Origin of the sequence: Companilactobacillus alimentarius DSM 20249 (assembly GCF_002849895.1) — a bacterium.
Lineage (GTDB): Bacteria > Bacillota > Bacilli > Lactobacillales > Lactobacillaceae > Companilactobacillus > Companilactobacillus alimentarius.
Genome location: NZ_CP018867.1, coordinates 1,300,942 through 1,313,391 on the forward strand (window position 1 = coordinate 1,300,942; position 12,450 = coordinate 1,313,391).

Annotated in this window: 10 protein-coding genes; 1 reads left to right on the forward strand and 9 read right to left on the reverse strand. The window is 36.0% G+C overall.

Annotated features, from left to right (window positions below):
- Positions 1-215 precede the first annotated feature (215 nt).
- Together LA20249_RS06255 and LA20249_RS06260 are read right to left on the reverse strand one after the other, a co-directional pair.
- Positions 216-1,751: a degradosome RNA helicase CshA gene (locus tag LA20249_RS06255; RefSeq protein ID WP_057739150.1), complete on the reverse strand. Its 1,536-nt coding sequence runs from the start codon at positions 1,749-1,751 to the stop codon at positions 216-218.
- A gap of 83 nt (positions 1,752-1,834) precedes the next feature.
- Entirely contained in the window at positions 1,835-3,196 is a 1,362-nt protein-coding gene (locus tag LA20249_RS06260) for a UDP-N-acetylmuramoyl-tripeptide--D-alanyl-D-alanine ligase (protein WP_057739151.1), read from the reverse strand.
- 88 nt (positions 3,197-3,284) lie between these two features.
- On the opposite strand from LA20249_RS06260, the gene LA20249_RS06265 reads away from it, so the two are divergent.
- On the forward strand, positions 3,285-4,517 hold the full coding sequence (locus LA20249_RS06265) for a multidrug efflux MFS transporter (RefSeq protein WP_083477938.1): 1,233 nt from the start codon (positions 3,285-3,287) through the stop codon (positions 4,515-4,517).
- A gap of 58 nt (positions 4,518-4,575) precedes the next feature.
- Here the strand turns inward: LA20249_RS06265 and LA20249_RS06270 are convergent, their stop codons facing one another.
- The 7 genes from LA20249_RS06270 to LA20249_RS06300 form a co-directional block, all read right to left on the reverse strand.
- Entirely contained in the window at positions 4,576-4,824 is a 249-nt protein-coding gene (locus LA20249_RS06270; RefSeq protein WP_057739153.1) for a type B 50S ribosomal protein L31, read from the reverse strand.
- Between the two features lie 102 nt (positions 4,825-4,926).
- A complete protein-coding gene (abc-f, locus tag LA20249_RS06275; protein ID WP_057739154.1) occupies positions 4,927-6,375 on the reverse strand; it encodes a ribosomal protection-like ABC-F family protein in 1,449 nt (482 codons plus the stop codon).
- Positions 6,376-6,485: 110 nt separating this feature from the next.
- Entirely contained in the window at positions 6,486-7,982 is a 1,497-nt protein-coding gene (gene abc-f / locus LA20249_RS06280; protein ID WP_057739155.1) for a ribosomal protection-like ABC-F family protein, read from the reverse strand.
- A 251-nt stretch (positions 7,983-8,233) separates the two neighbouring features.
- Positions 8,234-9,508 carry a UDP-N-acetylglucosamine 1-carboxyvinyltransferase gene (locus tag LA20249_RS06285; RefSeq protein WP_057739156.1) on the reverse strand — a complete coding sequence of 425 codons (1,275 nt, stop codon included), beginning with the start codon at positions 9,506-9,508 and terminating at the stop codon, positions 8,234-8,236.
- A 40-nt stretch (positions 9,509-9,548) separates the two neighbouring features.
- The gene (locus LA20249_RS06290) at positions 9,549-11,162 is read right to left on the reverse strand and encodes a CTP synthase (RefSeq protein WP_057739157.1); all 1,614 of its coding nucleotides are present in this window, start codon (positions 11,160-11,162) and stop codon (positions 9,549-9,551) included.
- Positions 11,163-11,320: 158 nt separating this feature from the next.
- Entirely contained in the window at positions 11,321-11,962 is a 642-nt protein-coding gene (rpoE, locus tag LA20249_RS06295; protein WP_057739158.1) for a DNA-directed RNA polymerase subunit delta, read from the reverse strand.
- A 46-nt stretch (positions 11,963-12,008) separates the two neighbouring features.
- Positions 12,009-12,449, reverse strand: a complete 441-nt coding sequence (locus LA20249_RS06300; protein ID WP_057739159.1) for a YwiB family protein — start codon at positions 12,447-12,449, stop codon at positions 12,009-12,011.
- Position 12,450 lies beyond the last annotated feature (1 nt).

A 12,450-nucleotide genomic window follows, 5' to 3' on the forward strand; every position in this document is an offset into this window, starting at 1 on the left:
TAATTTGATAATTTCTGCAGTTCAATTTGTTAACTAATTACAATTTGAGTTATTTAAGCTTAAATCATAGCATTTATACGTCTTTTTTCAAGTTTTGACACTTCAAAATGTGCTTAATTATTTTGGTTTCACAAAAAATAGGCCTAATAACTCAAGATCGAGTTACTAGGCCTATATTTGAAAGCTAAACGTTTGTTTTGCTCTTTTAATTTTTATTAAAGATTTGTTCTGATCTTGAATGACTTCTTGCTACGACCATTACGTTTGTTATCATGTTCGCGATGTTTACTATCACCATGTTTATCATTGTGATTATCACGACGATCATTGCGTCTTCTACGGTGATTATTTTCACCATTTCCGCCACCACGATGATGGTTGTACTTACCACGACGACCATGTCCTGATCTACTATGACTAACTTTACGTGATGGAAGTGGTCTTTCAGGAGCAATCTTGATAGGAACACTCTCGGCATCCTTGATAGTCTCGCTTAAGAACACGCGAGCAATATCTTCAGCAGAATAATTGGCTAACAATTCTTCAACAGCTGAATCGAAACGATCCAAGTGCTTGTCATGTTCCAAAGTATCCTTGATATCTTCCTTAACTGATTCCAATTGTCCTTTAAGAACCTCTTTATCAGTTGGTGGAGCAAGTGGTTCCATACGTTTCTTAGTTAAGTTTTCAATTGTACGTAGATAACTCATTTCGTTTGGTGTAACAAAAGTTACAGAAACACCAGAGTGTCCGGCACGACCTGTACGTCCAATACGGTGAACATAACTGTCTGGATCTTGAGGAATATCATAGTTATAAACATGTGATACACCAGAAATATCCAAACCACGAGCAGCAACATCAGTTGCAACTAAAAAGTCTAGTTTACCTGACTTGAACTTACGTAAAACGCTAGTACGTTTATCTTGTGACAGGTCACCATGAATACCTTCAGCATTGTAACCACGAGCTTGCAAACCACGTGTCAATTCATCAACACGACGCTTTGTCCGTCCGAAAATCAATGCTAGTTCTGGAGCTTGAACATCGAATAAACGAGTCATCAAGTCAAACTTTTCAAATTCTCTAGCTTTAACAAAATATTGTTCGATCTTGTCAGCAGTTAATTCCTTTGATTTAATTTTGACAACCTTAGGATCAGTCATGAATTTATCAGCAATCTTCATGATAGGTTTTGGCATTGTAGCTGAGAAAAGCAATGTTTGATGTTCATGAGGAACGTTTGAAAGGATATTTTCAATATCTTCAACGAATCCCATATCTAGCATTTCATCAGCTTCGTCAAGTACAACAGTCTTGACATTGCCAAGTTTTAAGGTGTGACGGTTGATGTGGTCAAGCATTCTTCCGGGAGTACCAACCACGATCTGAGGGTGATTCTTCAAGGCACGGATCTGTCTTCTAATATCTGATCCACCATAGACACATTGAACCTTAACCTTCTTGTCACTACCTAAGCGGTAAAGTTCTTCTTGTGTTTGAATAGCTAATTCTCTAGTTGGAGAGATAATCAATGCTTGAATGTTACTTGATTGAGTATCAACGGCATTTAAAATTGGTAAACCAAAGGCTGCCGTCTTTCCTGTACCAGTTTGAGCTTGTCCAATAACGTCATCACCAGTCATAACTAGTGGAATTGTTTGGGCTTGGATAGGTGTTGTTTCCTCAAAGCCTGCTTCGTTAACGGCGCTCAGTAATCTGGGATCTAAATCTAATTCTTTAAATTTCACAAATGTCCTCCATTTTTTAAAACACGATAAAATAACAATCTACCTACTCTACCACGTTTTATCCACAATCTCAATTGACACGACTAAATTAGTTCATGTAAAACGCTTTCTAAATGAATTCCATGACTGGCCTTTAATAAGATGGTGTCACTTGGTTGTAATTCTTGTTGCAAATTGCTTGTTAATTCACTCAGTTGATCTTTCCCATACCAAAGAAGATTGCTTGAATTATATTTGTCGCTTAGTTTGTCACGCAAATACTTCATGTCATCGCCAACTAGATAAACTTTGGCAAAGTCTTTAGGATCAATGTGACTAGCTAGAGATTCATGCAATGATTTTGCAGCATCCCCGAGTTCGAGCATATCTCCTAAGACAATTATCTTTCGACCAGTCTTAATATCCTTGAGACTATGTAGTACTTCAATTGCTGCCGTAGGATTAGAGTTATAAACGTCGCTCAAAATATCAGCACCATTTTTAGCCTTCATCCATTCAGTTCTATTTGCAGTCACAAATAATTCTTGTAAAGCTTTTTGCATAGCTTCCGGTTTAATATGAGAGATTCGACCAACCAACATTGCTGCTAGAGCATTATTAACATTGTATTCACCCATCATTGGAATCTCGAAATCAAGTTCTGGCCACAAATTAACTTTGAATTTAGTAGTTGTTTTACCAGGAACTATTTCAGTTGCATAAAGATCATTGGAAGTGTGATTGCCGAACTTAAATTTAAGCTGATCTACTTTCTCAGCACGTTCTAACAATAATGGTTCATCTCCGTTATAAACAAAGGCGCCATCTTCATGCAGGTGATTTACGATTTCCATTTTGGCATCGGCAATTTTGTCTCTAGTACCAAAGAATTCGATGTGTGCTTCTCCAATCATGGTAATAACAGAAATATCTGGGCTAGCAATATTGCTTAAATGATCAATTTGACCAGGACGATCCATGCCCATTTCAACAACCAACACTTCTGTGTTAGTCGGCATATTTAAGATTGTGTATGGCACACCTATTTCATTATTGAAGTTTTGAGGTGTTTTAGCAACATTATTGCTTGTACTGAGAATTTTAGCAATCATATCCTTGGTAGTTGTTTTACCGTTGCTACCGGTCACGGCAATAACTCGTGGATTAACTTTTCTTAAATAATATTTGGCTAAAGTTTCAAACGCTTTTGAAACATCTTCAACTGTCACATATGGGATTTTGTTATTTGGAATATCATGGTCGTTTTGCCAAATAGTGGCGCTAACGCCATGCTCAATTGCACTGTTAATGAACTCATGCCCATCGCGCTCCCCTTGCAATGGGAAAAACAAATCTCCAGTTTTTGCCTTGCGACTGTCGAAACAAACCCCGGTTATTTCAACATCTGGTATATTTTCACTTTCGATTTTTAGTGCTGAGTAAACTTCCCTTAACTTCATCTTCATAAATAAACTTCCTTATTTGAAAAAATAATTTTATAAGATATAAACAAAAAAAGAGTATACTAAGATACTTAGAAAGGATTTGATGTATATGGCATCTAGTACAAATGAGGTGCCTGAACCGAACAATTATTGGAAAAAGAATCTTATAGTCCTTTGGTTTAGTACCTTTGTATCAGGTATTGGCTTTAGTATGATTACACCCTTTATGCCATTATACATTAACCAGTTAGGTAATTTCACAAAAAGTCAACTTGTGATTTGGAACGGTATTGCCTTTTCATCAACCTTCTTGGTCATGGCGATCATCTCTCCAATTTGGGGTAAGATTGCTGATCGAAAAGGTCGAAAATTAATGCTGATCCGAGCTTCACTAGGTATGGCGATCGTTATTTTCCTACAGGCCTTTGTAACTGCTCCATGGCAATTAGTTGTTTTAAGACTCCTTCAAGGTGTCTTCTCTGGATTCGTCAGTAATTCCAACACATTAATTGCTTCAACAGCTCCAAGATCTGAAAGTGGAAAAGCCTTGGGTACCCTAAATACCGGTGTTATTTCCGGTACGTTGTTAGGACCACTGGTTGGCGGTGTAATCGCACAGTATTTTGGTTATCGAATTCCATTCATGATAACCGGTTCATTACTTTTCATTGCCTTTATCTTAGTTACGATCTTTATTAAAGAAGATTTCAAACCGATTCCTAAGGGCGAGGAAGAATCAACCAAGGAAATTTTCCACAAGTTGAAAAATCCTAATTTGATTCTGGCGATGTTTGTTACAACTATGATTATTCAAACATCTAACAATTCTATCAACCCCATCATCAGTTTATACGTTAAGCAACTGATGCATAACTCCAGTCAGGTGACTTTAGTTGCGGGTGTAGTCGCCGCAATGCCGGGGATTGCTAATATCATCGCTGCACCAAGATTTGGTGCTCTAGGAGACAAGATTGGAACTGGAAAAATTCTAATTGGTGGTTTGATTTTTGCAATCTTAGTTTATATTCCACAAGCCTTTGTTACTAACGTTTGGCAATTGGCTGCCTTAAGATTTTTAGTTGGTGTCTCTGATGCCTGTCTAGTTCCGCAAGTTCAAACCATTTTGGCAAAGTATACTGATTCAAAATACACCGGACGAATCTTTGGTTACAATCAATCTTTCCAATCAGTCGGCAACGTCTGTGGACCACTTTGGGGTTCTTATATCACCAGCGCTTTAAGCTATTCAGCTGTCTTCATCAGTACCAGCGGTTTAGCATTGATTAATTTCATTTGGGTCTTCACTCATTTAAAGTCACGGAAAAATAAAACTAAATTATAAAAATGCACTGAATCTGATTTCACTGCAAAAAAAAAAGCCATCCAATGGATGACTTTTTTTATTTGTTGTCCAAACCATATTTCTTGTTGAAACGGTCGATACGTCCATCTGCTTGAGCAAACTTTTGTTTACCAGTGTAGAAAGGATGTGAATCTGATGAGATTTCAACACGAATTAATGGGTATTCTTTACCTTCGTAATCAGTTGTTTCTTGAGATTCAACAGTTGAACCAGCTAAGAATTTCTTACCTGTTGATGAGTCCATGAAGACAACTTGATGGTAATCTGGGTGAATTCCTTGTTTCATTCTATGTCGCTCCTTTGCCATAAGTCCTTAACGGAAATATAGATTATAAATTACTAACAGTGTCTAATAATATCATGAGTTAGCCAATTATTCAATACAATTCTAATAATGTAAGTTGACTTTTACACTAGAAACTGAATTGATTAAGTCAATATCGTGGTCAATCAACAGCATCGTTGGATGTTGTTTTTTTATTGCTTCGATAATTTGTTGCCGCGTGATGACGTCTAAATAATTCAACGGTTCATCCCAGAAGTACAGATTAGCTTCTTCCGACAAGCTGACTGCCAAAGCCACTTTCCGACGTTGACCTTGACTCATCTGTTCTATTGGTTGTTCAAAGAGATAACGTTCAAAACCTAATTTACGTAAATTTGAAAAAACCAGTTCCGGTTCAATTTGTTTCTGTTTAGCCAATTGTCTGATTGTGCCTTGCAACTCATTATCCTGACGCAGATAGGAAATCTTTAGTCCCTTAGCCAATTGGATATCTCCACTCTGTTCAAAAAATTGAGATAACCCTAAAATATTTTTGACAATTGAACTTTTTCCAATTCCATTGGGTCCCATAAGCGAAACAACCTGATTCACTTCTATTTTAAAATTAACTTGAGGGACCGTTATTCCCCCTTTTTTCAAAGATAATTCAACAACTTGTAGAAATATTTTAGGGTACTTTAATTCTTGATAATTAAACTTTAATTGCCCTTCGATCTCAATATTCTTCAATAAAGACTGCTTCTCATTTACCGATTTATCAACTCGTTTCAGTACATGTTGTGCCTTTTTCATCATTTTTCTGGCAGTACTATCAGGATTAGCTTCTGATTCCAATGCCCAATTTTTTCGTTCACTAGCCGTAACTTTTAAACGATTAATGTTTTTTTGCAACTGTCTTTTTTGAGATAATTCTCGTTCATCTTGACAATTCTTTTGCTGTTGCCAAGTATCAAAATTTCCTTTATAAATCGAAACTCCATTTCGATCAAGTGATATTACATGATTAATCACCAGATTTAAAAAACTTTTATCATGACTTATAATTATAAATCCTTTTTTACCTTTTAAGTAATCGGCCACTGCTTTTCGACCTTCAATATCTAAATGATTTGTTGGTTCATCAATCAGTTGAAAACCTGATTCATCAAGAAACAGAATAGCTAATAATACTTTAGTTTGTTCACCAGGACTTAATGTTGAAAATTCTTGTTGCAAAACATCCACATCAACTTGTAATTTTTCTAGCTCAATTTCAATTTTCCAAAGATCATAATCTTCTAATTGAGCCAAATTTTTAATAACTTCAACAGTTGGAATATTCTTATCAATAATCGCCTGTGGATAATAATAAAAATTCAAATTAGAAACTATTTCTCCTGAAAAATTTAATTTTCCAATTATCATTTTTAGTAAGGTTGTCTTACCACGACCATTACGTCCTATCAAACCTAGTTTCCACGACTCATCTATTTTTAAATTGATCTTATTGAAAAGATCTGTCGCCATTTGATCATATCTAAAACTAACATCTTTTATTTGTATTGTTCCCATAAGAAAAATACCTCCGATGTAGTCAAGAATTTATCTGGACTACATAAATTTATATGACGAATTAAAAAATTTCTTTCTCAATTTTAAAACTCCCTTTCATTTCCACATAATCATTTACGTAGTTCAATCTTTTTACTAGAAACTGAATTGATTAAGTCAATATCATGGTCAATCAACAACATCGTTGGATGTTGTTTTTTTATTGCTTCGATAATTTGTTGCCGCGTGATGACGTCTAAATAATTCAGCGGTTCATCCCAGAAGTACAGATTAGCTTCTTCCGACAAGCTGACTGCCAGAGCCACTTTCCGACGTTGACCTTGACTCATCTGTTCTATTGGTTGTTCAAAGAGATAACGTTCAAAACCTAATTTACGTAAATTTGAAAAAACCAGTTCCGGTTCAATTTGTTTTTGTGTTGATAACTGTCTAATAGTCCCCTTTAATTCATTATCTTGTCGCAAATAAGAAATCTTTAAATTATTAGCCATCAAAATATTACCAGTCTGTGTAAAAGGTTGTGACAATCCCATAATTTGTCTAAAGATTGTCGTCTTACCAATTCCATTCGGTCCGACTAAAGACACTACTTGATTGCATTTCACTTTAAAATTTACTTCTGGAGTCACAATATCCTCGTGTCTCAATTTTAAATTCTCCACTTGCACAAATATGTCAGGATGATTTCTTTTTTCGTAATTTAATTCCAGTGGTGCTTCTATTTCGATGTTTTTCAACAAAGTTTTCTTTTCGTCAATTGCAGAATTAACACGCTTCTCAGCCGTCTTAGCTTTTTTCATCATTTTAGCAGCCTTGGTTCCGATAAAACCTTTATTAAGATGCACCTTTTCGTGATATTGTTTCCGATTCTTATGTGCTTCTGTTTGGCGTGACCAATTCTCACGTTTTACAGCAGTCTCATGCAAGCGATTGATATCCTTTTGCAATTGAACCTTTTCATTAACTTCATGTTGATTTTGTAATTCCCACTGCTTTTGCCAAGTATCAAAATTTCCCTTGTACACCGCTACATCACTACGATCAATCGAAATGACATGGTCAATTACTGGATTTAAAAAGCTCTTATCATGGCTAATCACAATAAAACCTTTTTTCCCTTTGAGATATTCTGAAACAATCTTTCTACCTTCAACATCTAGATGATTGGTTGGTTCATCAATTAATTGAAAACCTGATTCATCAACAAACAAAATTGCCAATAAAACTTTAGTTTTTTCACCTGGACTCAATGTTGAAAATTCTTGTTGCAAAATATCCACATCAACTTGTAACTTCTCTAACTCAATTTCAATTTTCCAAAGGTCGTAATCTTCTAAATGTGCTAAATTCTTAACGACTTCAACGGTTGGAATATTTTTATCAACAACCGTCTGTGGATAATAGTAAAAATTCAAATTGGAGATAATCTGACCTCGATACTGCAATTGGCCTAGCAACATTTTCATCAACGTTGTTTTCCCTCGACCATTTCGACCGATTAAACCTAATTTCCAACTTTCATCGATTTTCAAATTCAAAGTATTAAATAAGTTATCCGCCATTTGGTCATATTTGAAACTGACATTTTCTATTTGAATTGTTCCCATAGAACAACACCTCACTTAAGGTGTGTTGTGGATCGACTTTAATAAATTCGACAAAAAAAGAGAACGCTAAACAGCGTTCCCTAGTTTACTTTTGGGAAGCACTGTTGAGAATTTCAAGCCGAGCCAAATTACACACCATATATTTCTATATTTGTATAATTTTTAACTCAAGCTTATCTTCTCAACGGCGCACTTCCTCTCTTGTTTTAATCTATCTATAAAGCTACCAATTTAAATTCTTAAAGTCAAGGCTAAACCAAATCATCTTTGCCGATCAATTTTACATCAGCGTTCAAGCAATGAAGTTTCCAAACAACTTGATCGTATCCACGTAAAATATTTTCAGCATGATCAATCACGGTTTGACCATCAGCCAATAGTCCGGCAATCATCAAACAAGCTCCTGCTCTGATCTCTTCTGCTGTCACATTAGCGCCCTTTAATTTGGTACCGCCATGAACAAAAATCAGATCATTTTCGCTAGTGATATTAGCACCCATTTTTGTCAATTGAGCAATATGTTTTACTCGTTTTGGATAGATTGTATCAACGACCATTGCCTCACCACTAGCTTTCATCAGTAATGGAGTAATTGGTTGTTGAAGATCTGTCGCAAAACCTGGATATGGCATTGTCTTAATATTAACGGCCTTTAGATTAGGAGAGGGTTTAACGAAGATACTATCTTCACCAACCTCTAAATTAACGCCCATTTCATCAAGCTTAGCTAAAAAGGCATCCAAATGTTCACTGATAATATTTTTCACCAAAATATCACCACCATTAGCTGCAGCTAAACTCAAATAAGTTCCCGCTTCGATCCGGTCTGGAATAATAGTGTGGGCATTATTCGAACGAAGTGTCTCTACACCTTCAATTCTAATAGTTTCTGTCCCTACACCACGAATGACTGCTCCCATGTTATTCAAAAATGTTGCTAAATCAATAATTTCTGGCTCCTTAGCAGCATTTTCAATTATAGTTGTTCCCTTAGCCTTAACAGCTGCCAGAATAACATTAATTGTTGCCCCTACTGAAACCATATCTAAAAAGATTTTAGCTCCTTTAAGACCTTCTTCAGGAGTTGTAATAATGATTTGCCCATGTCTGTTCTCAACGTGTGCACCTAGTGCTTCAAATCCTTTGATATGTTGATCGATCGGACGTGGTCCAATATCATCCCCACCGGGAAAACCAACAACTGCTTTACCAAAACGACCTAGCATTGCTCCCATAAAATAATATGAAGCTCTCAAGCTACTAACTTTTCCACTAGGTAATTCAGCAAAATGGATTTTTGTTGGATCAATTTTTAGTACATCATTATTCATTTCAGAAGTAACGTTCATATCTTTTAAAATTGAACGCAAATTTTTTACATCTCTAATTTGTGGTACCGAATCTAACACTACAGGTGTCTCAGACAAAATGGCAGCTGGAATCAAAGCTACGGTACTATTCTTAGCTCCGCCAATTGTCACTTCACCTGATAATTTTTTCCCACCGTTGATTACAAGTTTTTGCATAAGCTTTTTCCTAACTATATTTAACTACTTCAAAAGAAGATTACATATCTTCTTCTTTAAGACCTGAGGCTGCACCGATAAAGGCTTTGAACAAGCCTTCTGGTTTAGTTGGTCTTGACAAGAATTCTGGATGGTATTGAGCAGCGACGAAGAATTTATTTTCAGGAATTTCAATAACTTCAACCAAATGATTGTCTGGTGAAACACCTGAGAAGACTAATCCCAAGTCTTCAAATTGTTTACGATATTCATTGTTAAATTCATATCTATGACGATGTCTCTCTTGAATAACTGATTGATTACCGTAAGCTGCTGCAGTCTTTGTACCTGGCTTTAGTTTACATGGATATGAGCCCAAACGTAAAGTACCGCCACGATCTTCAACATCTTTTTTATCTGCCATAATATCAATAATCTTATGAGCAGCATTTTCATCAATTTCACCAGTCGTAGCGTCTTTGATACCAGCTACATCTCTAGCAAATTCGATACTTGCCATTTGCATACCTAAACATAAACCAAGATATGGTACATCATGTTCACGAGCATACTTGATTGAAGCAATCATACCTTCTAGACCACGGCTACCAAAACCACCGGGAACTAGAATTCCATCAGAATCTTTCAAGTAATCAGCCACATTATCTTCGTTGATCAAATCAGCTGAGATTTTCTCGATTTCTATTTCTGTATTATAAACGTATCCAGCGGAACGAAGAGCTTCTGTAACGGAAATGTAAGCATCTTGTAATTTAGTATACTTACCAACCATTGTAATTTTAGTCTTATGCTTCAAATTATGTACACGGTCGACCAACTTATGCCAATCACCCATGTCAGCTTCTTTAGTATCAAGATGCAAGTAACGGCAAACGATATCATCGAAGTTTTGTGCTTGCAAATTCAAAGGAACATCATAAAGTGAACTAGCATCACGGGATTCGATAACTGCTTCAGGATCAACATCACAAAATGATGCAATCTTGTCCTTCATGTTTTGTGGCATTGGAAGTTCAGTTCTAACAACCAAAATATTTGGTTGAATACCGATACCACGTAATTCCTTAACACTGTGTTGTGTTGGTTTTGTCTTCATTTCGCCAGCAGCCTTCAAGTAAGGCACTAGTGATGTATGAATATAAACAACGTTTTCAGAACCAACTTCAGCTTTCATTTGACGCAAAGCTTCAAGATATGGTTGTGATTCGATATCTCCAACAGTACCACCAACTTCAGTGATGATAACGTCTGAATCAGTTGTTGAAGCAGCACGCATGATCTTTTGTTTGATCATATCTGTAATATGTGGAATAACTTGAACAGTTGCACCGTTGTAATCTCCACGGCGTTCACGACGAATAACTTCTGAATAGATTTTACCAGTTGTAACATTTGAGTACTTGTTCAAATCATTATCGATAAATCTTTCATAATGTCCAAGGTCAAGATCAGTTTCTGTACCATCGTTAGTAACAAAAACTTCACCGTGTTGGTATGGACTCATTGTTCCTGGGTCCACGTTGATATATGGATCGAACTTTTGCATTGTCACCTTAAGGCCGCGATTTTTTAATAATCTTCCAAGGGATGCGGCAACGATTCCCTTACCTAATGATGAAACGACTCCACCTGTAATAAAAATGTATTTAGTCATAACTTCCTCCACATATTAATTCTAGGGATTTCTTACTCACAAAAATAAAAAAGTCCCCTATTCAACATGAACAGGGAACTTAAAGTTGTCTATCTAATAGAGCCCGAACTATATAATACCGTGATATGTTCGAGTCGTCAAACTTTTAATTCGAATTTTTAATTATTTTCGTCATCGTCTTCGTCGTCATCATCTTCATCGTCTTCGTCGAGATCGATGTCTTCATCATCATCATCCGCGTCAAATTCAGATAATTGACCTTCGATACCATCTTCTAGTCCATCATCATGAGCATCATCGTCATCATCATCAACTGAAGTTATATCTGAATTAGTGAACTTCGATAGATCTGGTCCATTATCAGAACCATCACTGTCATCGTCATCATCCATATCAGAAACATCGAGATCGTTGTCATCATCATAATCAACAACATCGTCATCGTCATCATCGTCACTCAAGAAGGCATTAACCTTTTGAGCAGCCTTATGAGTATTTTCAGTACCATTATCCTCAGGATGATTTACTTCCTCATCAACTGAATCATATGGATACCATTTACGTAGTCCCCAAACATTTTCACCAAGTGAAAGAAAACTACCATCATTATTCAAATCAGTATAAAATTGTGGAAGTGACTTCTTGACTTCTTCATCCGACTTGCCTAAGTAGTCTTGGATTTCATTAACGATGTCAGAGAAGTTCATAACTTCCTTCTTGTTCTCGTTAAGAATCTCATATGCAACCTCAATCAATGAGAGTTCGTCTTTATTTTGATCCTTGAATTTATCAAACTTCAAACGTGTACACGTCCTTTCGCAGCGTCTTACTTATAATCATATCTACCTATACGCCAAAAATCAATCTAAACTTGTAATTACCTATTACATTATTGTCGTAAACCAAGTCATAATCAATATTTATTTTTCCTGAAAGTGGTTTACTAACAATTTCTATCTGTGAATCCTTAGTAAAAGTATCTAAAGGCAAAACCCCATATTCAGTTTCTAACTGTCCATTATTGTGCTTCTGATGTGTAAAATATAAAAGTGAAGAGAGATTAGTATCTTTGGCAACTCGTTTAACGTGAATCTCACCATCTCCAGCAACCTTTACCAGAATAGATGCCTTAGCACCATTCTCTAGACTTTCATTAAATCTTAAGTAAATCGACTTGCCAATCTGGGTAAATTTTCCAGGTTCCGCAATTTTAGTCCTCGTCAAATTTCCCTCTTGAAAAGTTTCAATACTTAAGTTCACATTTATATCAATACTATTATTTTCCAAT

Bases quoted from the DNA above. Each gene is read 5' to 3' on its own strand.
- LA20249_RS06290 (WP_057739157.1), bottom strand. From the start codon at position 11,162: ATGACTAAATACATTTTTATTACAGGTGGAGTCGTTTCATCATTAGGT.
- LA20249_RS06265 (WP_083477938.1), top strand. From the start codon at position 3,285: ATGGCATCTAGTACAAATGAGGTGCCTGAACCGAACAATTATTGGAAA.
- LA20249_RS06285 (WP_057739156.1), bottom strand. From the start codon at position 9,508: ATGCAAAAACTTGTAATCAACGGTGGGAAAAAATTATCAGGTGAAGTG.
- abc-f (WP_057739155.1), bottom strand. From the start codon at position 7,982: ATGGGAACAATTCAAATAGAAAATGTCAGTTTCAAATATGACCAAATG.
- LA20249_RS06270 (WP_057739153.1), bottom strand. From the start codon at position 4,824: ATGAAACAAGGAATTCACCCAGATTACCATCAAGTTGTCTTCATGGAC.
- LA20249_RS06260 (WP_057739151.1), bottom strand. From the start codon at position 3,196: ATGAAGATGAAGTTAAGGGAAGTTTACTCAGCACTAAAAATCGAAAGT.
- abc-f (WP_057739154.1), bottom strand. From the start codon at position 6,375: ATGGGAACAATACAAATAAAAGATGTTAGTTTTAGATATGATCAAATG.